This window comes from Kineococcus rugosus, from assembly GCF_050871975.1.
Lineage (GTDB): Bacteria > Actinomycetota > Actinomycetes > Actinomycetales > Kineococcaceae > Kineococcus.
Genome location: NZ_JBJLSJ010000001.1, coordinates 112,647 through 135,110, shown reverse-complemented (window position 1 = coordinate 135,110; position 22,464 = coordinate 112,647). Strand labels below are relative to the sequence as shown.

Annotated in this window: 20 protein-coding genes and 4 tRNA genes; 13 read left to right on the top strand and 11 right to left on the bottom strand. The window is 74.3% G+C overall.

Annotated features, from left to right (window positions below; translation table 11 throughout):
• Positions 1–39 precede the first annotated feature (39 nt).
• A complete protein-coding gene (locus tag ACRYM6_RS00670) occupies positions 40–933 on the bottom strand; it encodes a sulfurtransferase (RefSeq protein WP_432540455.1) in 894 nt (297 codons plus the stop codon).
• 138 nt (positions 934–1,071) lie between these two features.
• Here ACRYM6_RS00670 and zapE point away from each other — a divergent pair, with 138 nt between their 5' ends.
• Positions 1,072–2,100 carry a cell division protein ZapE gene (gene zapE, locus ACRYM6_RS00665; protein ID WP_432540521.1) on the top strand — a complete coding sequence of 343 codons (1,029 nt, stop codon included), beginning with the start codon at positions 1,072–1,074 and terminating at the stop codon, positions 2,098–2,100.
• Positions 2,101–2,107: 7 nt separating this feature from the next.
• Here the strand turns inward: zapE and ACRYM6_RS00660 are convergent, their stop codons facing one another.
• From ACRYM6_RS00660 to glgX, 5 genes are read right to left on the bottom strand one after another with little or no spacing between them, the layout of a single operon-like run.
• On the bottom strand, positions 2,108–2,764 hold the full coding sequence (locus ACRYM6_RS00660) for a hypothetical protein (RefSeq protein WP_432540454.1): 657 nt from the start codon (positions 2,762–2,764) through the stop codon (positions 2,108–2,110).
• 56 nt (positions 2,765–2,820) lie between these two features.
• Entirely contained in the window at positions 2,821–3,486 is a 666-nt protein-coding gene (locus ACRYM6_RS00655) for an NUDIX hydrolase (protein ID WP_432540453.1), read from the bottom strand.
• Positions 3,483–5,222: a malto-oligosyltrehalose trehalohydrolase gene (gene treZ, locus ACRYM6_RS00650; RefSeq protein WP_432540452.1), complete on the bottom strand. Its 1,740-nt coding sequence runs from the start codon at positions 5,220–5,222 to the stop codon at positions 3,483–3,485. The genes ACRYM6_RS00655 and treZ overlap by 4 nt, the downstream gene beginning before the upstream one ends.
• A gap of 38 nt (positions 5,223–5,260) precedes the next feature.
• Complete coding sequence (treY, locus tag ACRYM6_RS00645) at positions 5,261–7,717, bottom strand: malto-oligosyltrehalose synthase (RefSeq protein ID WP_432540451.1); 2,457 nt, start codon at positions 7,715–7,717, stop codon at positions 5,261–5,263.
• On the bottom strand, positions 7,714–9,855 hold the full coding sequence (gene glgX, locus ACRYM6_RS00640; RefSeq protein WP_432540450.1) for a glycogen debranching protein GlgX: 2,142 nt from the start codon (positions 9,853–9,855) through the stop codon (positions 7,714–7,716). Before glgX ends, treY begins: the two co-directional genes overlap by 4 nt.
• Positions 9,856–10,042: 187 nt before the next feature.
• Between glgX and ACRYM6_RS00635 the strand changes: the two genes are divergently transcribed.
• Positions 10,043–11,119, top strand: a complete 1,077-nt coding sequence (locus ACRYM6_RS00635; protein ID WP_432540449.1) for a YihY/virulence factor BrkB family protein — start codon at positions 10,043–10,045, stop codon at positions 11,117–11,119.
• Positions 11,120–11,123: 4 nt separating this feature from the next.
• Here ACRYM6_RS00635 and ACRYM6_RS00630 read toward each other — a convergent pair whose 3' ends face one another.
• The 5 genes from ACRYM6_RS00630 to ACRYM6_RS00610 all read right to left on the bottom strand — a co-directional run bounded on the left by ACRYM6_RS00630 (position 11,124) and on the right by ACRYM6_RS00610 (position 13,444).
• On the bottom strand, positions 11,124–12,047 hold the full coding sequence (locus tag ACRYM6_RS00630) for a hypothetical protein (protein WP_432540448.1): 924 nt from the start codon (positions 12,045–12,047) through the stop codon (positions 11,124–11,126).
• 437 nt (positions 12,048–12,484) lie between these two features.
• Positions 12,485–12,559 (bottom strand) — tRNA-Val (locus ACRYM6_RS00625).
• A gap of 34 nt (positions 12,560–12,593) precedes the next feature.
• Positions 12,594–12,667 (bottom strand) — tRNA-Cys (locus ACRYM6_RS00620).
• Positions 12,668–12,699: 32 nt separating this feature from the next.
• A tRNA-Gly gene (locus ACRYM6_RS00615) sits at positions 12,700–12,772 on the bottom strand.
• Positions 12,773–13,015: 243 nt separating this feature from the next.
• On the bottom strand, positions 13,016–13,444 hold the full coding sequence (locus ACRYM6_RS00610) for an SsgA family sporulation/cell division regulator (protein ID WP_432540447.1): 429 nt from the start codon (positions 13,442–13,444) through the stop codon (positions 13,016–13,018).
• 309 nt (positions 13,445–13,753) lie between these two features.
• Between ACRYM6_RS00610 and ACRYM6_RS00605 the strand changes: the two genes are divergently transcribed.
• The 11 genes from ACRYM6_RS00605 to ACRYM6_RS00555 all read left to right on the top strand — a co-directional run bounded on the left by ACRYM6_RS00605 (position 13,754) and on the right by ACRYM6_RS00555 (position 22,449).
• Positions 13,754–14,419: a TIGR02611 family protein gene (locus ACRYM6_RS00605; protein WP_432540446.1), complete on the top strand. Its 666-nt coding sequence runs from the start codon at positions 13,754–13,756 to the stop codon at positions 14,417–14,419.
• A gap of 81 nt (positions 14,420–14,500) precedes the next feature.
• A tRNA-Val gene (locus ACRYM6_RS00600) sits at positions 14,501–14,572 on the top strand.
• A gap of 17 nt (positions 14,573–14,589) precedes the next feature.
• Complete coding sequence (locus ACRYM6_RS00595; RefSeq protein ID WP_432540445.1) at positions 14,590–15,153, top strand: MOSC N-terminal beta barrel domain-containing protein; 564 nt, start codon at positions 14,590–14,592, stop codon at positions 15,151–15,153.
• Positions 15,154–15,195: 42 nt separating this feature from the next.
• Positions 15,196–17,166 carry a threonine--tRNA ligase gene (gene thrS / locus ACRYM6_RS00590; protein ID WP_432540444.1) on the top strand — a complete coding sequence of 657 codons (1,971 nt, stop codon included), beginning with the start codon at positions 15,196–15,198 and terminating at the stop codon, positions 17,164–17,166.
• Position 17,167: 1 nt separating this feature from the next.
• Positions 17,168–17,719 carry an HIT family protein gene (locus ACRYM6_RS00585; RefSeq protein WP_432540443.1) on the top strand — a complete coding sequence of 184 codons (552 nt, stop codon included), beginning with the start codon at positions 17,168–17,170 and terminating at the stop codon, positions 17,717–17,719.
• 18 nt (positions 17,720–17,737) lie between these two features.
• Entirely contained in the window at positions 17,738–18,361 is a 624-nt protein-coding gene (gene pgsA / locus ACRYM6_RS00580) for a phosphatidylinositol phosphate synthase (RefSeq protein WP_432540442.1), read from the top strand.
• A complete protein-coding gene (locus tag ACRYM6_RS00575; RefSeq protein ID WP_432540441.1) occupies positions 18,358–19,278 on the top strand; it encodes a phosphatidylinositol mannoside acyltransferase in 921 nt (306 codons plus the stop codon). Before pgsA ends, ACRYM6_RS00575 begins: the two co-directional genes overlap by 4 nt.
• A gap of 2 nt (positions 19,279–19,280) precedes the next feature.
• Positions 19,281–20,411 (top strand): glycosyltransferase family 4 protein, encoded by a 1,131-nt coding sequence (locus tag ACRYM6_RS00570; RefSeq protein ID WP_432540440.1) that lies wholly within the window; start codon positions 19,281–19,283, stop codon positions 20,409–20,411.
• A gap of 7 nt (positions 20,412–20,418) precedes the next feature.
• Positions 20,419–20,976, top strand: a complete 558-nt coding sequence (locus ACRYM6_RS00565; RefSeq protein WP_432540439.1) for a hypothetical protein — start codon at positions 20,419–20,421, stop codon at positions 20,974–20,976.
• Positions 20,977–21,022: 46 nt separating this feature from the next.
• A complete protein-coding gene (gene pdxS / locus ACRYM6_RS00560; RefSeq protein WP_432540438.1) occupies positions 21,023–21,931 on the top strand; it encodes a pyridoxal 5'-phosphate synthase lyase subunit PdxS in 909 nt (302 codons plus the stop codon).
• Entirely contained in the window at positions 21,928–22,449 is a 522-nt protein-coding gene (locus ACRYM6_RS00555; RefSeq protein WP_432540437.1) for an NUDIX hydrolase, read from the top strand. The genes pdxS and ACRYM6_RS00555 overlap by 4 nt, the downstream gene beginning before the upstream one ends.
• The last annotated feature ends 15 nt before the right edge of the window (positions 22,450–22,464 follow it).

Below are 22,464 nucleotides of genomic sequence, written 5' to 3'. Positions count from 1 at the left end.
GCGGCAGCCCGCTGGTCGGGTCGTCCTCCAGCCCGGTCGTCACCTGATCGAGCCCTTCTCCTCGCCGCGGGCGATGGGGACGCGCACGGCGTTGCCCCACTCGGTCCACGAGCCGTCGTAGTTGCGGACCTTCTCGAAGCCCAGCAGCTGGGACAGCACGAACCACGTGTGGCTGGACCGTTCCCCGATGCGGCAGTAGGCGATCACGTCGTCGTCGGGGGACAGGCCCTTCTCGTCCTGGTAGATCGCCTCCAGCTCGGCCCGGCTGCGGAAGGTGCCGTCCTCGGCGGCCGCCCGCGCCCACGGCACCGAGTCCGCACCGGGGATGTGCCCGCCGCGGACCGTGCCCTCGTCGGGGTAGTCGGGCATGTGGGTGCGCTCGCCGGTGTACTCCGGCAGCGAGCGGACGTCGACGAGCCTGCCGCCCAGGTGCGCCAGGACGTCCTCCTTGAACGCGCGGACGGCCTCGTCCCGGCGCTCCACCACCGGGTAGTCCGTCGCCGCGCGCCCGGGCGCCTCGGTGGTCATCTCCCGGCCCTCGGCGACCCACTTCGCGCGGCCGCCGTCGAGCAGCCGCACGTCCGGGTGGCCGAACAGGGTGAAGACCCACAGCGCGTACGCCGCCCACCAGTTGTTCTTGTCCCCGTAGATCACCACGGTGTCCTCGCGGGAGATGCCCTTGGCCGACATCAGCCGGGCGAAGCCCTCGCCGTCGACGTAGTCGCGGGTCACCGGGTCGTTCAGCTCGGTGTGCCAGTCGACCTTCACCGACCCCGGCACGTGGCCGGTGTCCCACAGCAGCACGTCCTCGTCGCTCTCGACGACGACCAGCCCGGGCTCACCCAGGTGCTGCGCCAGCCAGCCGGTCGTGACCAGCTTCTCGGGGTGTGCGTAGGCGGCGAGCTTGGCGTCGGTGTCCAGCGGGGTGCTCACGTGCGTCCTCCAGCGACTCGGTCGGCTACGAGAACGTCCTGGGCTGCCCGACCGTTCCCGCCGCCCGCGATCCTGCCAGACCCGTCCGGCGCGACCGCCGTCCGCTCACTAGGCTGGGCCGTCGTGACCGGCTCTCAGATGCGACTGGACTCCCTGGCCGACCGCAACCCCCGCGTGCCCCCGCAGCAGCTGGTCGCCGAGCTCGTCCCGCCGCCCCGGTTCTCCGACGTCCGGTTCGCCACGTACGTGCCCGCCCCCGAGCACCCCTCCCAGGCCGAGGCCGTCGCCGGGATGAGCGCCTTCGGCGAGCGCGTCCTGGCCGGCCCCCCGCGCCGCCGGCTCTTCGGCCGCCGCGCCGCCCCCGCGGGAGCGCCCGGCATCTACCTCGACGGCGGGTTCGGCGTCGGCAAGACCCACCTGCTGTCCTCGCTGTTCCACCAGGTCGTCACCGAGGGCGGCCGCACCGCCGCGTACGGCACCTTCGTCGAGTACACCAACCTCGTCGGGGCCCTCGGCTTCCTGCCCGCCGTGGAGGCGCTGGCCCCGCACCAGCTGGTGTGCATCGACGAGTTCGAGCTCGACGACCCCGGCGACACCGTCCTGATGTCGCGCCTCATGCGCGAGCTCGTCGACCGCGGCGTCAAGCTCGCCGCCACCTCGAACACCCTGCCCGGGGCGCTGGGGGAGGGCCGGTTCGCCGCCCAGGACTTCCAGCGCGAGATCCAGGCCCTCGCCGGGCAGTTCGCCGTGCAGCGCGTCGACGGGGAGGACTACCGCCACCGCGGCCTGCCCGCCGCGCCCGCGCCGCTGTCCGACGCCGACGTCGAGCGCGTCGCCACCGGCCGCGAGGGCGCCACGTTCGACGAGTTCGCGACCGTGCTGGCCCACCTCGCCGAGGTCCACCCCAGCCGCTACGGCGCCATGGTCGGCTCCACGACCGCGGTCTGCTTCCGCGACGTGCGCACCGTGACCGACCAGATGGTCGGGCTGCGCCTCGTCGTCCTCGCCGACCGGCTCTACGACCGGAACATCCCCGTGGTCGCCTCCGGCGTCCCGTTCGACGCCGTGTTCACCGATGAGCTGATCAACGGCGGCTACCGCAAGAAGTACCTGCGCGCGGTGTCGCGGCTGTCGGCGCTGGCCCGGGACGGGGCGGCGCTCGCCTGAGGCGCCCTCACAGCACGAACAGCACCGCCGCCAGCGCCCAGGTCCGGCGCCAGCTCCCGACCAGCAGGTGCACCGCGCCCAGCACGAGCGCCACGGCCACGGCGTACGCCCCGGCCGCGGGGCCCTGCAGCAGGACGTGGACCGCACCCCAGGTGAGCGCGGCGCCGATCCCGCCCCACGGCACCCCGGGCCGGCCGCCGCGCAGCTCCCCGGCCCGCTGCGCGAACGCGACGAGCAGGGACACCACCCCCGCCTCGGCGACGTAGTACCCGACCTGCGCCGTCGTCAGGAGCCCGGCCGGGCCCCCGGACCGGGCGAACCCCGCGTGCTCGGCGACCAGCTGCGAGGACTCCTGCACCCACCAGCGCACGGCCACGCACCCGGCCACCAGGACCGCCGCCAGGACCGCCGCCGGGAGCGACCGCCGCAGCGGGGGCCGGCCGCGCCCGGTCAGCAGCGCCCGCCCCCGCGCCCGCAGCAGGAGCGTCCCCGCCAGCCAGCCGCCGGCCGTCAGCAGCTGGTGGGCCAGCACCGCCGGCCACCCCCGCAGCGCCAGCACGGCGTCCAGCAGCAGGACCAACAGCTCCCAGCCCACGACCGCGAAGGCGAGGGACGCGAGGACGGCCGCCGCCCCGGCGTCGGGACGGTGGGTCGTGGTGCTCACGGCACCGACGCTAGGACGGCCGGACGACGCTCACGAGGGTCTTCGGTCCCGGCCCTCTAGTCCCACTCCGTCGGCAGCGACGGGTCCCGGTGGTGGGCCAGCAGCCGCTCCAGCTCCCAGCGGCTGATGCGCCGCTCGCTCAGCTCCGGCAGCTCCTCCAGCCCGAACCAGCCCACCTCCAGCGTCTCCAGCTCGCTCGGCGGGACCCGCTCGCCGACGACCCGGCACAGGAAGTACAGGTGGAACACGCTGACCGGCATCGGCGGCTGCTTGCCGCGCGCGTCCCGCTCCCACACCCCGACGACCTTGACGACCTCCACGGGCCAGCCGGTCTCCTCCAGCACCTCCCGGACGGCGGCCGGGCCGGGCCGGTCGCCGGGGTCGGCCCAGCCGCCGGGCAGCGACCACAGCCCGTCGCTGCGCTCGCGCAGCAGCAGGAACCGCTCGTGCTCGTCCACGACCCCGGCCCGGACGTCGACCTTCGGGGTGGCGTACCCCGTGTCGGCGTCCAGGACCGCGCGCAGCACCTCCCGCGGCGTCGTGGACACCGCGGCCAGCAGGTCGGCGGCCAGCTCGGTCAGCTCGCGGTACCGGGCCGCGTCGTAGTCCTTCGCCGGGTCGCCGACGGCGTACGTCAGCCCGTCCTGGGCCAGCGCGGCGATGCGCACCGCGGCCCGGCGGACGAGGTCGCCGGGCTCGCGGGGTCCCGCGGGCTCGCTCACGCGACCCGCACGACGACGACACCCTCCGAGGCCGTCCGCACGCCCTCGCCGAGAAGTTCGGGGTCGGCCCCGTCGGTCCACGCCGCGACGACCTCCACCGGCGTGCCCTCGACGTCGACGTCCGCACCGCCGCCCAGGGTGACGACGACCCGGTGGTCGCCGCGGTGCAGGACGAGGGCGTTGCCCCGCACGTCCACGCGGACGGCGCGCAGGTCGGCGTCGGCCAGGGCGGGGACCGAGCGGCGCAGACCCGTCAGCGTCCGGTACCAGGCCAGCATCCGGGCGTGCCCGTCGCGGTCCAGCTCGTCCCAGCGCAGCACCGAGGCCTCGCGCGTGGCCGGGTCCTGCGGGTCGGGCACGTCCTCGGCGTCCCAGCCGTGCTGCCCGAACTCCCCGCGGCGGCCCTCGCTGACGGCCTTGCCGAGCTCGGGGTCGGGGAAGCTGGTGAAGAACTGCCACTTCGTCGACGCGTTCCACTCCTCGCCCATGAACACCATCGGCGTGAACGGGCCGAGCAGGTACAGCGCCGCGCCGGCGGCCTGGCGGGCGGGGGACAGCAGGTGCCCGATGCGGTCGCCGACCGCGCGGTTGCCGACCTGGTCGTGCGTCTGCAGGTACCCCAGGAACGCGGTGCCGGGCACGGCGGCCCGGTCGACCTTCTTCCCCCACACCTCCCCGCGGAAGGAGGAGAACCGCTCGGCGTGGAAGAACGCCTCCTGGAACGTCGTGGCGACGACCTCCGGCTCGCCGAAGTCGGCGTAGTACCCCTGGCGCTCACCGGTCAGCCAGGCGTGCAGGGCGTGGTGGACGTCGTCGTCCCACTGGGCGTCCATGCCGCGACCACCCCGGGCGGTGGGGGTCACCATGACGGCGTCGTTGAGGTCGGACTCGGCGACCAGGCCGAGCGGGCGGCCGAGCTGCGCGGACAGTTCCGCGGTCTCGTCCGCGAGCTGCTGGAGCACGTGCCGGTCGGAGTCGTCGACGAGGGCGTGCACGGCGTCCAGGCGCAGCGCGTCGACGTGGAAGTCGCGGAACCAGCGCAGGGCGTTGTCGACGATCCAGCGGCGGACCTCGACCGACCCGGTGTCGTCGAGGTTCACCGCGGCACCCCAGGGGGTGTCGTGCTTGTCGGTGAAGTACGGCCCGAACTCGGCCAGGTAGTTCCCGCTGGGCCCCAGGTGGTTGTAGACGCAGTCCAGGGCGATGGCCAGGCCACGCGCGTGGCAGGCGTCCACGAACGCCGCGAAACCCTCGGGCCCGCCGTACTCGTGCTGCACGGCGTACGGGGCGACCCCGTCGTACCCCCAGTTCCACGGGCCGTCCCACGCCGAGACGGGCAGCACCTCGACGACGTCCACGCCCAGGTCGACGAGGTGGTCCAGGCGCCCGGCCGCCGCGGCGAAGGTGCCCTCGGGGGTGAAGGTCCCCACGTGCAGCTCGTAGAACACCGCACCCCGCACGTCGCGGCCGGCCCACCCGCCGTCGGTCCAGGGGAACCGCTGCGGGTCCACGACCGCGCTGGCCCCGTGGACCCCGTCGGGCTGCCACCCGCTGCGCGGGTCGGGCCGGGGGTCACCGCCGTCGACGGAGAACGCGTAGCGGGTCCCGTGCGAACCCTCGCCCTCCGCCGTCCACCAGCCGTCCCGCGGGGACCCGGTGCGCCGCATGGGCACCGGCTCCCCGTCGAGGACCAGGTCAACCTGCTGCGCCTGCGGCGCCCACACCCCGAACTCCATGGGCACAGAGTGTCGGACGAGCGCCGCGCGTGCGACTTCTAGGCGCGCACCAGCAACGCCACCGGCAGGTCCGCCAGCACGTCGGCGATGCGCGTCGCCCCACCGGGCAGGTCGGCACCGGTGAACGCGTTGCGCCACGTGCCCTCCGGCAGGGTCAGCGTGTGCTCGCCCCAGCCGCCGAGGCGTTCCAGCGCGACCGGCAACCGCGTCGCGACGGCCACGACCCCCGGGTTCTCCAGCGGGCCCCGCGCGAACGCGACGGCGTTGCCGTTCGTCGAGGGCACGGGGGAGTAGCCCGCGTCGGGACCGGTGAACGCCTCCGGGTGGTCCCGGCGGGCGCGCAGCGTCCGCGAGACGACGAGGAGCTTCTCGTCGTCCAGGTCGGCCGGCGCCGACCCCGCGTCCAGCGCCGCCAGGCGACGGGACCGGTCGGCGTAGTCGACCGCGCGCCGGTTGTCCGGGTCGACCAGGGAGAGGTCCACGACCTCGCTGCCCTGGTAGACGTCGGGCACCCCCGGCATCGTCAGCTGGACGAACTTCTGCCCCAGCACCGCCGTCCGCGCGGCGGGCGCGATGAGCTCGACGAACTCGCCCACGGCCGCCAGCACGTCCGCGTCCCCGAGCACCCCGGTGGCGAAGCGTTCCACCGCCGCCTCGTAGGCCTCGTCCGGCGCGGTCCACGTGGTGTGGTCCTTCGCCTCCCGGGTCGCCTTCTGCAGGTAGGCCAGCAGCCGGTCCGCCGCGATCGGTCCCGACCGGCCCCAGGTGCCGACCAGGGTCTGCCAGATCAGCGACTCGGTGCGGGCGTCGAGCTCGCTCGCCCGGTGGGTCGCGGCCAGCTCCCGCCACGAGCTCACCGCGCCGGCCCACTCGTCGGTGAACTCCGACAGCGTCGACAACCGGGCCCGGACGTCCTCGCTGCGCTTGGTGTCGTGGGTCGAGAGCGTCGTCATGGTGGCCGGCCACTCCCGCGACAGCTTCGCGGCGAAGGAGTGGAACTCCTCCGGGGAGGTGCCGAAGCGGGTGGGGTCACCACCCACCTCGTTCAGCGAGCTCAACCGGAACCAGCGGTAGAACGCGGTGTCCTCGATGCCCTTGGCCATCACCGGCCCGCACGTCTGCTGGAAGCGGACCACGAACTCCGCGCTGCGCGGGTCCTCGGTCGCCACCCGTCCCAGCGCGAGGTCCACGACGACGGCCAGGGTGTCGTGGCGCTCGGCGGGCAGCCGGTGCCGGGCGTGCTCGGCGGCCTCGTCGAGGACCTCGACCGCCGAGGCCGGGGCGGGTTCCCCCGGTACGACGTAGGCGCGGTACTGCTCCACGGCCACCAGCAGCTCCACGACGCTCTCGTGGAAGCCCCGGCGGGTGTGGTCGCGCAGGTCGACGTGGTCGTGGCAGATGCCCGCGAGCAGCTCCACCAGGCGGTGGACCTCGGCGTACAGCCCGTTCTCCACGACCTCGCGCTTGGCCTCGTCGACGATCGCGGAGAACGGGCGGGTCTCCCCGGTCACCGCGGCGTACTGCGCCGAGAGGGGCTCGGCGCCGGCGGGGTCCAGGAACAGACCGCCGATGCGCTGCAGGGCGTCGTAGCCGGTGGTGCCGGCGCACTCCCAGTCTTCCGGCAGCGCCTCGTCGCCCTCGAGGATCTTCTCGACGACGACCCAGGCGCTGCTGCCGCCGTCCTCGTCCCGCGTGGCCGCGGCGAGCCGGCGCAGGTACCCGCGCGGGTCGGCGAGACCGTCGGGGTGGTCGATGCGCAGGCCCTGCAGCTCGCCCGCGCGCAGCAGCTCCAGCAGCAGGGCGTGCGAGGCGTCGAAGACCTCCGGGTCCTCGACGCGGATCGCGGCGAGGGTGTCGACGTCGAAGAAGCGCCGGTAGTTCAGCTCCTCGTCGGCCACCCGCCAGTGCGCCAGCCGGTACCACTGCCGGTCCACCAGCTGCGCCAGCGGCAGGTCCTCGGTGCCCGGGCGGACCGGGAAGACGTGGTCGTAGTAGCGCAGCACGAGCTCGTCCCCGGAGTCGTCCAGGGCGAGCTCGCCGGCGGCGAGGACCTGCCCGATGCGCTGACCGAGCACGGCCATGAGGATCGCGCGGTCCGGCACCGACCAGTCGACGTCGAACCAGGACGCGAACGGGGAGTCCGGTCCCTCCTTCAGCACCGACCACAGCTGGGCGTTGTCGGAGGCGGGCGTGGGGACGGCCATGTGGTTGGGGACGACGTCGGCCACCGCGGCGAGCCCCGCCGCGCGCAGCGCCGCCACCAGGCGCTCGAACCCCTCCCGGCCACCGGCCTCGGGGTTCAGTCGGGAGTGGTCGACGACGTCGTAGCCGTGCTGCGACCCCTTCGCGGGGGCCAGCACGGGGGACAGGTAGGCGTGCGAGACGCCCAGCGAGGCCAGGTAGTCCGCCTGCGCGGCGGCGTCGTCGAAGGTGAAGGCGGGCTGGATCTGGAAGCGGTAGGTGCCGGTCGGCACCACCGCGGGCCGGTAGCTCACTTGTCCCCCAGCGGTTCACGGGCCAGCACGAGGATGGAACGGGCCGCCACCGGCAGCCGGGAGCCGGGGGAGAAGGCCGACTCCTCGGTGAAGATGGAGACGATGCCGACCTGGTCGTCGGCGGTGTCGATGCGCGGGCGCCACCCGTCGCCGTAGGCCTGCTCGGGCAGGGTGAACTCGACCTGCTCGTGCCAGGGGTTGTACAGCACGAGGAACGAGTCGCCGACGATGCGCTCCCCGCGCCGGTCCGGCTCGGGGATGGACTCGCCGTTGAGGAACACCATGACGGTCCGGTTGGAGTGGTCGGCCCAGTCGGCGTCGGTCATCTCGTGGCCCTCGTTGGAGAACCACTCGATGTCGCCGACCTCGCTCTCACCGCCGCGCTCGGCCTCGCCGGCGAAGAACCGGCGCCGCTGGAACACCGCCTCGGACCGGCGCAGTGCGACGATCCGGCGGCTGAACTCCAGCAGCTCGCGCTGGGCGTCGGACAGGTCCCAGTGGACCCAGGACAGCTCGTTGTCCTGGCAGTAGACGTTGTTGTTGCCGCGCTGGGTGCGGCCCAGCTCGTCGCCGTGCAGGATCATCGGCACGCCCTGCGACAGCAGCAGCGTCGTCAGCAGGTTCCGGTGCTGGCGCGCGCGCAGCGCGATGATCTCCTCGTCGTCCGTCTCGCCCTCGACGCCGCAGTTCCAGGACCGGTTGTGCGACTCGCCGTCGTTGCCGCCCTCGCCGTTGGCGTCGTTGTGCTTGTCGTTGTAGGAGACCAGGTCCCGCATCGTGAAGCCGTCGTGGGCGGTGACGAAGTTGATGCTCGCGATGGGCTTGCGGCCGGAGTGCTCGTACAGGTCCGAGGACCCGCTGATGCGGCTGGCGAACTCGCCCAGCGTCTTGGGCTCACCGCGCCAGAAGTCGCGGACGGTGTCGCGGTACTGCCCGTTCCACTCGGTCCACAGCGGGGGGAACCCGCCGACCTGGTACCCGCCGTCGCCGACGTCCCAGGGCTCGGCGATGAGCTTGACCTGGGAGACGATCGGGTCCTGCTGCACGAGGTCGAAGAACGCGCTGAGCCGGTCCACCTCGTGGAACTGGCGGGCCAGCGTCGCAGCGAGGTCGAAGCGGAAGCCGTCGACGTGCATCTCCGTCACCCAGTACCGCAGCGAGTCCATGATGAGCTGCAGGACGTGCGGGGAGCGCATGAGCAGGCTGTTGCCGGTGCCCGTGGTGTCGAAGTAGTGCTTCTTGTCGTCGTCGACCAGGCGGTAGTACGCCTGGTTGTCGATCCCGCGGAAGCACAGCGTCGGGCCCATGTGGTTGCCCTCGGCGGTGTGGTTGTAGACGACGTCGAGGATGACCTCGATGTTCGCCTCGTGCAGCGCCCGCACCATCGACTTGAACTCCTGCACCTGCTGACCGCGCTGACCGGTCGAGGAGTAGGCGTTGTGCGGGGCGAAGAAGCCGATGGTGTTGTAGCCCCAGTAGTTGGACAGGCCCTTGTCCACGAGGTGGGTGTCCTGGACGAACTGGTGCACGGGCATCAGCTCGACGGCCGTGATCCCCAGCGAGGTCAGGTGCTCGATGACCGCCGGGTGCGCCATCGCCGCGTAGGTGCCGCGGATCTCCTCCGGCACGTCCGGGTGCAGCATCGTCAGGCCCTTGACGTGCGCCTCGTAGATCACCGACTCGTGGTACTCGTGCCCCGGGCGGCGGTCGTTGCCCCAGTCGAAGAACGGGTTGACCACGACCGAGAGCATCGTGTGCCCCAGGCTGTCCTCGACGTTCACCTCGTCGGGGCGGTCGAAGTAGTAGGAGAAGAGCGACTCGTCGCCGTCGACCTGCCCCTCGATGGCCTTCGCGTACGGGTCGAGCAGCAGCTTCTCCGGCTGGCAGCGCGCCCCGCTCTCGGGGTGGAAGCGACCGTGGACGCGGTAGCCGTAGCGCTGGCCGGGCATCACCGAGGGCAGGTAGGCGTGCCACACGAAGCCGTCGACCTCGGGGAGGTCGAGGCGCTGCTCGGTCCCGTCGTCGGCGATGAGGCACAGCTCGACCCGTTCGGCGACCTCGGAGAACAGGGCGAAGTTCGTCCCGGCCCCGTCGTAGGTGGCGCCCAGGGGGTAGGGCCGTCCGGGCCAGATCTGCATCGGGGGGGATCCTCCAGCGGTGAGGGCGGTCGTGCGGTGAGCGGTGGAGCGGGTGGTGCCCCGACATCATGTCGGTAGACGCCCCCGAGCACCTCCCGAGCGCCTCCCCGGGCCGCTGCCGGGCCGCTGCCGGGCGGCGCCGGAGTGGCGGCGGACCCCGGGCCGGTGGCCCGGCTACGGTGTCCCGGTGCCCGTGGAGCCCTCCCGTCCGGGTGCCCACCGCCCCGACCGCGGCGAGCGGGACCACCCGGAGGAGGAGGTGAGCATGCACGAGGCCCTGCCCGGCCAGGAGGCCCCCGCGCCGGCGCAGCCGGCCCCGCGGCGCGCCGGACCCGCGCGCGCCCCGCTGCCGCTGCGGGCGTGGCGGGACCTGCGGGCGCTGGCCGTCGGCACCGTCGAGGCCTGCATGCGCTTCCGCGTGACGGGGCTGGCGGCCGAGGGGGGCTTCTTCGCCCTGCTGTCGCTGCCCCCGCTGGTCTTCGGGCTCGTCGCGAGCCTGGGGTACCTGGGGCGCTGGCTGGGGGAGGAGGACGTCACCGCCGCCCGCACCGAGCTCACCCGGGTCACCGAGTCGCTGTTCACGTCCCAGGCCATCGCCGACGTCATCCTGCCCACCTTCGACTCGGTGACGACCGCCGGGCGCGCGGACCTGACCCTGCTGGCCTTCGCGGTGAGCGTCTGGTCGGGGTCGCGGGCGCTCAACGTCCACGTCGACACGATCGCCATCATGTACGGCCTCGGCGGGCACCGCGGCATCGTCCGGACCCGGCTGCTGTCCCTGTCGACGTACCTGGTGGCCCTGCTCGTCGGGGTCGTCGTGGTGCCCCTGGTCCTCATCGGGCCGCGGCTGCTCGGCCACTGGCTGCCCGACGACCTGGGCTGGCTGACGGCGCTGTACTGGCCCGTCGTGCTCGTCCTGTCGGTGTTCTGCCTGGCGACGCTCTACCACCTGTCGACGCCCGTGCGCTCGCGGTGGTGGCGCGACGTGCCCGGTGCGCTGCTGGCCCTGGTGGGCTGGCTGGGGATCTCCTGGGTCCTGCGCTGGGCCCTGTCGTTCTCGGTGGCCGGGCCGTCCACGTCGATCTACGGCCCGCTGGCCGCCCCGATCGTCGTCCTCATCTGGTTCTACTTCCTGACGATCACGGTGCTCGTCGGGGCGGCGCTGAACTCCGCCGTCGACCGGGTCTGGCCCGACCCGACCCGGGCCGCCGCCCGCGAGGCCGCCCGGGTGCAGGCGGCCGAGCGGCGGCGGTGGGTCCCCTGAGCGGTCAGCGGCGCGCCAGGGCCACCCGCGAGTAGCGGTAGCCGACCATGCGCTGGAAGTGCCGCAGGCCGTTCGACAGCTGCGGCGGCGGGGTGGAGTCGGTCAGGTAGCGGACGCCGCGCTCGGCGAGGGCCTGCACGAGCACCGGCATGAGCAGGTAGCGGGCGTCGCTGTGCGCGGGGGAGGCGCCCAGCGTGCGGAAGTACCGCAGCAGCGCCCACTCGCCGTCGACCGGGGTGACCGACAGCATGATCGGCTCGTCGTCGGCGTCGGTGGCCACGATCCACAGGTCGTGCTGGAGCAGGTCGGAGTTGTCCGGGGCGGCGTTGCGGTACTGCGCGTCGGCGTGGACCTGCTCGGCGGCGTTGGCCCGCGCGACCAGGGCCCGGCGCTCGGCCGGGTCGTCGACGAAGCGGTACCCGACGCCCTTCTTCTGCGCCGCGCGCACCTTGCGGCGCAGCGTCTGGCGGTTGGCGCCGACGACGTAGTCCGCCCCGTCGGCCGGGACGTCGAGCACCGCGACCCCCGTGGAGGCCACGGTCAGGCCGCCCAGGTGCCGGGTGAGCAGCGTCGAGCGCAGCACCTGCCCGGCCGGGCCGTCACCCAGCGCCGCCGGGATCCGCGGCAGCCGCAGCACCGCCCCGACCGCGGCGGCGGTCGTCAGCGGGTTGCGGGCGGCGAACCGCAGGGCGTGCCCGCTGCCGTCGGCCGCCTTCTCCTCCCGGTCGGCGACGTAGTCGGTCAGGAAGCCCGCCAGGGAGGCCTCGGAGGTGCGCTCGGCGAGCTGCCGGGGCAGGTCCTCCCGCACGAACCGGGCGGCCGCGCCCAGGCGGGCCCGGACCCGCGCGGGGCGCGGGGCGCCGTCCTCGGGGCCGTGGCGGTGCGTGGCACCGGTGGAGACGAGACGGACCAGGTCGAGCGCGCGCACGGCAGGGGACTCCTCGGGTCGGGATCGGTGGGGTGCGGTGTCGGTCGGCGGGGTGCGGTCGCGGTCGGCCGCGGGTGGCCCCGGCGGCGCGGGAGCCGTCGCCGGCGGGAGCGTGGTCACGGGTCCAGGCTGCGCCGCCGACCTGGGAGCGGGCTCGGACCCGGGGTGCGGGTGCCGTGTGACTCCCGAGCGGTCCTGGGCTGGGGAGAGGAACGGCATGGACGTCACAGTACGTACTCAGCGTCGCGCCCACGTCCTTGTTACGGATTCGTTAACCCGTTGAGCCGCAACCGGATCGGCCAGATGAGTGACGATGCGTCACCTTCCGTGATCTCACGTTGGGTGAGGGTGCGATGAGTCGGCACCGTGCGTGGCGTGAGACCCCCGGGAACGACGAGAGGGCCGGGTCCGATGTCGGACCCGGCCCTCTCGGGGGGTGGTGGGCGATACTGGGATCGAACCAGTGACCTCTTCCGTGTCAGGGAAGCGCGCTACCGCTGCGCCAATCGCCCTCGTCCTCCGTCCTGGGAGCTACCCAGGACCGAGTGGAGGTGGAGACGGGATTCGAACCCGTGTGGACGGCTTTGCAGGCCGCTGCCTAACCTCTCGGCCACTCCACCGTGAAGCTCGCGCCCGGCAAGCCGAACCCCCGAGCGGACGACCGGACTCGAACCGGCGACCCTAACCTTGGCAAGGTTATGCGCTACCAACTGCGCTACGTCCGCGTGCCCCGCGTTTCCCCGCCGTTCCCGGCCGGTTCCCCGTGGCGTTGAAAACATTAGCCGACATCCGGGGCACGGCCAAATCCCTTCGGGGCCGGACCCGCCAGCTCGCGGGGAACCGTTGTGCCGCAACGGTTCAGCTGCAGCGGCGCGGGAGCCGGGGCGCACGCGCCGGCCGCACGACGACGGGCCCGCCCCGGCGTCGGTGCCGGGACGGGCCCGTCGGGGAGCGCGTCGTGTCGTCGATCAGGACACCAGGCGGGCGATCAGCTCGTCCAGGTCCAGGTGGCGGGTCTCCCGGCCGGGGGGCACCAGGGCGTCGGCGCGGCGCAGGAAGCGCCGCACGTCGGCCTCGTCGGCCTCCAGCTCCGCGTTGCCGTCCGGGGACGACAGGCGCAGGAGGACGCGCGGGCGACCGTCGGGGGACTCGGGGCACGGCCGCACCTGCACGTCTCCGGTGCCGGCGGGTGCGGTCAGCCCCTCCCTCAACAGGTCCCTCGCGAAGACCCACTCCACGTCGGCGTCGCCCCCGCGGAAGACCGCGTGGATGGCGTACGGGTCGTCAGCTCCGTAGTGGAGGCTGGCGGGGACGGGGAGTCCCGGACCGCTGGTGGTCCGGAGCCGCAAGGACACGTCGACGTCGACCTCGGTCTTGCGGTGCGGCAGTGCAGGCACGTCGACCTCCGTGTGCTCATGGCCGCTGACGGGCTCCAGCGACCGTGCTGTCGAGTTTCCCACCGAAGCGGCTCTTGAAACACTCGAACGACGCAACTCGGACGTCGGTGCGTCGCCGCCGGTTCCCCCGGCGTTCGGCGGGGTGTGCCGGGCGGGCGCGCCGCCCCCCGCGGCGTCCCCGAAACCTGCACATCCACCGGGAGCGTCCGGCCCCCTCCGCGCGTTGGACCACCGACGACGAGGACGGCGGGACGGGGACCGGTGGGCGGTCGCCGCGCCCGCGGTGGACGGGAGCACGGGGTGCGAGCGGTGCACGACACTCACCACGCGAAGGACGCCGGGGACGCCGGGGACGCCGGGAGCGCCGGGGAGCGGCCCGGCGGGGAGCCCGTGCTGCCCACCGGCGCGGTGGGTGGCGCGCTGCCCGATCCCCCCGCGGCCCCGGAGCGGGTGCGCGGCGAGGTGACCGACGAGGCGGTGGGGGACGCGGCCGGGGACGCGGCCGGGGACGCGGCCGGGGAGCCGGCCCGCGGCACCGCCGCGCTCACCCCCCACCAGCACCGCGTGCGCCGGGCCCGGGCGGCGCTGCGCGCCCGGCGCGAGCGCATCCGCGCCGACGCCCACCGCAACCGCGTGTACCGCGCGGTCGTCGGCGCCCTGGGGACGCTCGTCGTCGTCGTCGGGCTGGCGCTGGTCCCGCTGCCCGGCCCGGGCTGGCTGGTGGTGTTCATGGGGCTGGCGGTCCTGGGCACGGAGTTCTCCTCGGCCCAGCGCCTCAAGCACTTCGGGGAGCGCCAGGTGCACCGGTGGACCCGGTGGATCGCGCGGCGGTCCCTGGCGACCCGCGCCGCCCTGGGCACGGGGGCCGCCGCGGGCGCGGCCGCGCTGGCCTGGGGGTACCTCGCCTGGCAGGGGCTGCCGGGCTGGACGCCGGAGGTCGTCACGGCCCAGCTGCAGTGGGTCCCGGGCCTGTGACCGGCCCGCGCGCGCCGCGGTCGTGAGCACGGCCCCGGGTCCGGTATGGTTCTCAGGCCGGTCGCGTTCAGCGCGACGACCGGGCGATTAGCTCAGTGGTAGAGCACTTCGTTCACACCGAAGGGGTCACTGGTTCGAACCCAGTATCGCCCACCCAGCACAATCGCGGGGTGTCCGTCACCGGAACCCTGCGCGAGATCGGCCTCTTCCCCGTGAAGTCCACCCGGGGGCTCTTCCCCCCGGCGGTGACCGTGGGCCCCGACGGCCTCGACGGGGATCGCGCCTTCGCCGTCCTCGACACCGCGGGTGACGTCCTCGCCGCCAAGCGGCACCCGGCCCTGGCCCGGCTCACCCCGGTGCCCACCCCGGCCGGGCCGCGGCTCCTCGTCCCCGGCGACGTCCCCCTCGCCGACTTCCTCGCCGTCCCCGGGGCCGCGGTGGGACCCGTCCCCGGCGGCGCCCGGCAGGTCGCCCCCGTCCACGTCGTCACCGTCCGGCAACGGGCGGCCCCCGGGGCCGGGGACACCTCGCGGGCCAACCTCGTCCTCGACCTGCCCGGCGCCGACGAGCCGCCGGCCGCGGACTGGGTCGGGCGCGGCCTGCGGGTCGGGGCCGTCCACCTCGAGGTCGTGGCCGTGCCCCGGCACTGCGGGGGAGCGTTCGCCCGCGTGCTGACGCCCGGCCCCGTCCGGGTCGGGGACGTCGCCGAACTCCTGGCCGCCGGGCACGGCTAGAGTCGTCCGGTCGACCCGTCCGACCAACCCCGGAGGCCCGCGGTGCCCGCCCAGCTGTCCATCACCCGTTCCGGCGAACCGCAGCAGGTCGCCGCCGGCACGACGGCGGGCGAGCTGTTCACCGAGGACCGGGACGTCGTCGTCGCCCGCGTCAACGGCGAGCTGCGCGACCTGTCGCACGTCCTGGCCGACGGGGACGTCGTCGAGGGCGTCCCGGTGTCCTCCGACGAGGGCCTGGCCGTCCTGCGGCACTCCACCGCGCACGTGATGGCCCAGGCCGTCCAGCAGCACTTCCCCGAGGCCAGGCTCGGCATCGGACCGCCGATCCGCGACGGCTTCTACTTCGACTTCGACGTCGACCGCCCGTTCACCCCCGAGGACCTCAAGGTCGTCGAGAAGACGATGCAGCGCATCGTCAAGGAGGGGCAGCGCTTCGTCCGCCGCGAGGTCTCCGACGACCAGGCGCGCGAGGCGATGGCCGCCGAGCCGTACAAGCTCGAGCTCATCGGCCTCAAGTCCAGCGCCGGCGAGGCCGCCGAGGGGGCCTCGGCCGAGGTCGGCGAGGGCGGCCTGTCGATCTACGACAACGTCCGGCGCGACGACACCGTCGCCTTCAGCGACCTGTGCCGCGGCCCGCACGTCCCCACCACCCGCCTGGTCGGCAACGGCTTCAGCCTGCTGCGCAGCGCCGCCGCCTACTGGCGCGGCAGCGAGAAGAACCCGCAGCTGCAGCGCATCTACGGCACCGCCTGGCCCTCCAAGGACGAGCTGAAGGCCTACCAGGAGCGCGTCGCCGAGGCCGAGCGCCGCGACCACCGGCGCCTGGGCGCGGAGCTGGACCTGTTCTCCTTCCCCGACGAGATCGGCTCCGGCCTCGTCGTCTTCCACCCCAAGGGCGGGGTGGTCAAGCGGGAGATGGAGGACTACGTCCGCCGCCGCCACATCGAGGAGGGCTTCTCCTACGTCGGGACGCCGCACATCTCCAAGGGCGGGCTCTTCGAGACCTCCGGGCACCTGCCGTACTACGAGGACACGATGTTCCCCGGCATGGAGCTGGAGAACTCGACGTACTACCTCAAGGCCATGAACTGCCCGATGCACAACCTGATCTTCCGCTCGCGCGGGCGGTCCTACCGTGAGCTGCCGCTGCGGTTCTTCGAGTTCGGGTCCGTCTACCGCTACGAGAAGTCCGGCGTCGTGCACGGCCTGACGCGGGTCCGCGGCCTGACCCAGGACGACTCGCACAGCTACGTCACGCCCGAGCAGGCGCCGGCGGAGATCAAGCACCTGCTCGACTTCGTCCTCGGGCTGCTGCGCGACTTCGGCCTCGACGACTACTACCTCGAGCTGTCCACCCGCGGGGACTCCGACAAGTTCATCGGCTCGGACGAGGAGTGGGCCAGGGCCACCGAGGTCCTGGAGACCGCGGCCCGCGAGACCGGTCTGGAACTGGTCGCCGACCCCGGCGGCGCCGCGTTCTACGGCCCGAAGATCTCCGTGCAGGCCAAGGACGCCATCGGCCGCACCTGGCAGATGTCGACCATCCAGTACGACTTCAACCAGCCCGCCCGGTTCGAGCTGGAGTACACCGCCACCGACGGCTCCAAGCAGCAGCCGGTGATGATCCACTCGGCCAAGTTCGGCTCGCTGGAACGGTTCTTCGGGGTGCTCGTCGAGCACTACGCCGGCGCGTTCCCCCCGTGGCTGGCCCCCGTCCAGGTCGTCGGCATCCCCGTCGCCGACGCGCACGTCCCGCACCTGCTCGAGGTCGCCGACCGGCTGCGGGCCGCGGGCGTGCGCGTCGAGGTCGACGACACCGACGACCGGATGCCGAAGAAGATCCGCACCTGGACCAAGCAGAAGATCCCCTTCCTGCTCATCGCCGGGGCCGAGGACGTCGAGAACGGCGCGGTGTCCTTCCGCTTCCGCGACGGCAGCCAGGAGAACGGCGTGCCCGTCGCCGACGCCGTCGAGCGCATCGCCGCGGCGGTGCGCGACCGGGTGCAGGTCTGAGGTGGGGACCGAACCCGCGGAGGACTTCGCGGGCGAACCCGACGGCTTCGGCCGGCTGTGGACGCCGCACCGGATGGCGTACATCCAGGGCGAGCACAAGCCCGCCGACGCCGAGGCCGGGAGCTGCCCGTTCTGCCGGGCCCCCGGCCGCTCCGACGCCGAGGGGCTGGTCGTGCACCGCGGGGAGCACGTCTACGCCGTGCTCAACCTGTTCCCCTACAACCCCGGTCACCTGATGGTGTGCCCGTACCGGCACGTCTCGGCCTACGTCGACCTCGACGCCGCCGAGCTCGCCGAGTTCACGGCGTTCACCCGCTCCGCCGTCCTGACCCTGCAGGCCGCCTCGAACCCCGCCGGGTTCAACCTCGGCGTCAACCAGGGCGCCGTCGCCGGAGCGGGCATCGCCGCGCACCTGCACCAGCACGTCGTCCCCCGCTGGCAGGGCGACGCCAACTTCCTGCCCGTCGTCGGCCGGACCAAGGCGCTGCCCGAACTGCTCGAGGACACCCGCGCACGACTCGCCGAGGCGTGGGTCACCGACCCCCTCGCCTGAGCCCTACCCTTCGAGACGATGCTCAACAAGTACGCACGCGCGTTCGCCACGAAGATCTTCACCCCCCTCGCGCGCCTCCTGCTGCGGCTGGGGGTCACCCCCGACGCGGTCACGATCGTCGGCACCCTCGGGGTGGTCGCCTGCGCGCTCGTGCTGTACCCCACCGGGCACCTGTTCTGGGGGTCGCTGGGCATCACCGTCTTCGTCCTGTCCGACACGATCGACGGGACGATGGCCCGCATCCTGGGGCGCTCGGGCCGCTGGGGGGCCTACCTGGACTCCTGCCTCGACCGCTTCGCCGACGGCGCGATCTTCGCCGGCCTCGTCCTGTGGTTCACCCGCGGCGGCGACAGCGACCTGACGGCCGGGCTGGCCCTGGCCTGCCTCGTCCTGGGCAGCATCGTGTCCTACGTCAAGGCCCGCGCCGAGGGGCTGGGCCACACCGCGAACGTCGGCATCGCCGAGCGCGGCGAGCGGATCGTCGCCGTCCTCGTGGGCGCCGGGCTCGTCGGCCTCGGGGTCCCGCTGCCGTTCCTGCAGGTCGTCCTCGGCCTGCTCGCGCTCGCCAGCCTCGTCACCATCGCCCAGCGCATGACGACCGTGCGGCGCCAGGCGCTGGCCGCCCCCGCCGCCGACGCGTGAGCGCGCGCGAGCGCCTCACCGCCGCCGGGTTCCGGCTCGGCTGGCGCCTGACCCGCGCCCTGCCCGAACCCCTCGCCGTCCGGGCCACCACCCGCCTCGCCGACGCCGTCGCCGCCCGCGGCGGCCCCCGGGTGCGCCAGCTGCGCCGCAACCTGTCCCTCGCCCGCCCGCAGGCCACGGCCGCCGAGCTCGACACCCTCGTCCGGGACGGGCTGCGCAGCTACGCGCGGTACTGGCTGGACGTCTTCCGGCTGCCGTCGTGGTCGCCGCAGCGCATCACCGGGACCGTCCGCGCCGAGGGCACCGCCCCCCTGCGCGCCGCGCTCGCCTCCGGCCGCGGGGTCGTCTGCTTCCTGGGGCACACGGGCAACTGGGACCACGCCGCGGCCTGGTCGGCCCTCGACCTCGCCCCCGTCGTCACCGTCGCCGAGCGGCTCGAACCCGAGGCGGTCTACCAGGAGTTCCTCGCCTTCCGCCGATCCCTCGGCATGGAGGTCCTGCCCCTGGGCGACCCCGCCACCTTCCCGGCGCTGCTGCGCCGGCTGCGCGCGGGGGCGTTCGTGCCGCTGCTGGCCGACCGCGACCTGGCCGCCACCGGGGTGCCCGTCGACTTCCTCGGCGAGCGCGTGCGGATGGCCGCCGGGCCCGCCACCCTCGCCCTCGCCACCGGGGCCGCGCTCGTCCCCGTCAGCGTCCACCACGAGGTCCGCGGCGGCGAGCGGGTGCTCGTCGTCGACTTCCGCCCCGAGGTCCCCGTCCCCGCCCCCGCGCCGGGGGAGAGCGCGCGCGGGCACCGGCGGCGGGCCGTGGCCACCATGACCCAGCGCTGCGCCGACGAGGTCGCCGCCGCCGTGCGGGCCCACCCCGACGAGTGGCACGTCCTGCAGCCCCTCGTCCCCGCCGGCCCGGAGCGCTGACGGTGCGCATCGGCATCGTCTGCCCCTACGCCTTCGACGTCCCCGGGGGCGTGCAGTTCCACGTCCGCGACCTCGCCGAGCACCTCATCGGCCTGGGCCACCACGTCCGCGTGCTGGCCCCCGCCGACGACGAGTCGACGCTGCCGCCGTTCGCCGACCCCGGCGGCAGCGTCGTCGCCGTGCCCTACAACGGGTCCGTGGCCCGGCTCTCGTTCGGCCCGGTGACCGCGGCCAGGGTGCGCCGCTGGCTCACCGACGGCGCGTTCGACGTCCTGCACGTCCACGAACCGCTCTCGCCCAGCACCTCGCTGCTGGCGCTGTGGGCCGCCACCCCCGAGCTCACCGGGCCCCTCGTCGCCACGTTCCACACCGCCAACCTGCGCTCGCGGGCCATGCAGGCGGCGTTCCCGCTGCTGCGGCCCAGCCTGGAGAAGATCTCCGCGCGCATCGCCGTCAGCGAGGACGCCCGGCGCACCGTCGTCGAGCACGTCGGCGGCGACGCCGTCGTCATCCCCAACGGGGTGTTCACCGCCGACTTCGCCCGCGCCCCCCGGCGATCGGGGTGGACCGGCACCCCCACGGCGCCCGTCGTCGCCTTCGTCGGGCGCCTCGACGAGCCCCGCAAGGGCCTGCCGCTGCTGTGCGAGGTCGTCCCCCGGGTGCGGGCCGCCCTGCCCGGCACCCGCTTCCTGGTGGCCGGCCGCGGTGACGTCGAGGCGGCGCGCGCGCTGCTGCCCGACCCCGGCGACCGGCGGGCCGTGGAGTTCCTCGGCCCGGTCGACGACCGCGCCAAGCAGTCGCTGCTGGCCGGCGCCGACGTCTACCTCGCCCCGCACACCGGCGGGGAGAGCTTCGGCATCGTGCTCGTGGAGGCCATGGCCGCCGGGGCCGCCGTCGCCGCCGCCGACCTGGGCGCCTTCCGCCGCGTCCTGGGCGAGGGGGCGCACGGGGCCCTGTTCGAGGCGGGGAACGCCGAGGCCGCCGCCGCGACGGTCCTGGCGCTGCTGCGCGACCGGCCCGCCCGCGACCGCCTCGCCCGGGCCGGGCAGGCCGCCGCCGGCCGCTACGACTGGTCGGTCGTGGCCGCGGAGGTCCTGGCCGTCTACGAGACCGTCGCGGCCGGGACCCGGTGAGGCCCCGGTGACGGCCCTCGTCTGGACCCTGGCCGGGCTGCTGGTGCTGGCCGCGCTGGCGGGGTGGCTGTCGGCGACCGCCCAGCGCGTGGACCGGCTGCACCGGCGCGTGGAGACCAGCCGCGCCGCCCTCGACGCCGAGCTGACCCGGCGGGCCGCCGCGGCCCTGGAGTACGCCACCTCCGGGGAGCTGGACCCCGCCTCCGCCCTCGTGCTGGCCGACGCCGCCGCGGCCGCGCTCGACGCCCCCCGCACCCCCGCCGCGCTGCGCGAGGCCAGCGACGCCGACGACGCCCAGCGCTGGCGCGCCGAGAGCGACCTGACCCGCGCGCTGACCGCGGCGCTGCCCCCCAGCGACGGGCCGGGGCTGGTCCGGGTGGCCGACGCGGCCCGCCGCGCGCAGCTCGCGCGCCGCTTCCACAACGACGCCGTCGTGCAGACGCGCCGGTTGCGGGGCAAGCGGATCGTGCGCTGGGCGCACCTCGCCGGGCGGGCCCGGGTGCCGGAAACGGCCGACTTCCTCGACGAGTTCCGCGGTGGGGGCGGCGGTGCCGCCGGGTCGTAGGATGACGCCCCCTGAACCGTCCGAACGATCGCGAGGCGACGACCCGGTGAGCACCGACAGCACGAGCAACGGCCCCAGCGTCGGGACCAGCCGCGTCAAGCGCGGGATGGCCGAGATGCTCAAGGGCGGCGTCATCATGGACGTCGTCACCGCCGAGCAGGCCAGGATCGCCGCCGACGCCGGGGCTGTCGCCGTCATGGCCCTCGAACGCGTCCCCGCCGACATCCGCGCCGAGGGCGGGGTGTCCCGGATGTCCGACCCCGACATGATCGAGCAGATCATCGACGCGGTGTCCATCCCCGTCATGGCCAAGGCCCGCATCGGGCACTTCGTCGAGGCGCAGGTGCTGCAGTCCCTCGGCGTGGACTACGTCGACGAGTCCGAGGTCCTCACCCCCGCCGACTACGCGCACCACATCGACAAGCACGCCTTCACCGTCCCGTTCGTGTGCGGGGCCACGAACCTCGGCGAGGCGCTGCGGCGCATCACCGAGGGCGCGGCGATGATCCGCTCCAAGGGCGAGGCCGGCACCGGTGACGTCTCGAACGCCGTGACGCACATGCGGACCATCCGCGCCGAGCTGAACCGGCTGCGCTCGATGTCCCCCGACGAGGTGTACGTCGCGGCCAAGGAGATGGCCGCGCCGTACGACCTGGTGAAGGAGGTCGCCGAGACCGGCAAGCTGCCCGTCGTCCTGTTCACCGCCGGGGGCATCGCGACGCCCGCCGACGCGGCGATGATGATGCAGCTGGGCGCCGACGGGGTCTTCGTCGGCTCCGGCATCTTCAAGTCCGGCAACCCCGCCCAGCGCGCCGAGGCCATCGTCAAGGCCACCACGTTCCACGACGACCCCGACGTCGTCGCCAAGGTCTCCCGCGGCCTGGGCGAGGCCATGGTCGGGCTGAACGTCGAGGCCATCCCCGAACCGCACCGGCTGGCCACCCGCGGCTGGTGACCGACCCCCTGGGGCCGGAGTGGGGCCACGGCCCCGACGGCCGCCGCACCCGCAGCGCGTCCCGCGTCGTCCTGCTCGACGACGCCGGGCGCGTCCTGCTGCTGCGGGGGACCGACCCCGCCCGCCCCGGCACCGACTGGTGGTTCACCGTGGGCGGTGGCCGCGCGCCGGGGGAGGACTCCCGCGATGCCGCCGCCCGGGAGCTGCGCGAGGAGACCGGGCTGGTCGTCGACCCCGCCGCCCTCGACGGCCCGGTGTGGGTCCGCAGCGCCGACTTCGACTTCCTCGGAGCGGCGTGCCGCCAGGACGAGGAGTTCTTCGTCCTGCGCGTCGCGGAGGGTTTCGAGGTGGACCGCTCCGGATGGACGGACCTCGAGCGCGCCTCCGTCAGCGAGTCGCGCTGGTGGGCACCGACCGAGCTCACCGCAGCCGGGGTCACGCACTACCCGCCCGACCTCGCCGGGCTCCTGGCGCGGCTGCCGCCCGCCTGGGCCGGGGACCCGCTCACCATCGAGTGAACCCCGGCCCGTCGC

Excerpts from the sequence above, each read along its gene's own strand:
- zapE (WP_432540521.1), top strand. The coding sequence starts at position 1,072 with ATGCGACTGGACTCCCTGGCCGACCGCAACCCCCGCGTGCCCCCGCAG.
- treZ (WP_432540452.1), bottom strand. The coding sequence starts at position 5,222 with ATGGAGTTCGGGGTGTGGGCGCCGCAGGCGCAGCAGGTTGACCTGGTC.
- glgX (WP_432540450.1), bottom strand. The coding sequence starts at position 9,855 with ATGCAGATCTGGCCCGGACGGCCCTACCCCCTGGGCGCCACCTACGAC.
- pgsA (WP_432540442.1), top strand. The coding sequence starts at position 17,738 with ATGCTCAACAAGTACGCACGCGCGTTCGCCACGAAGATCTTCACCCCC.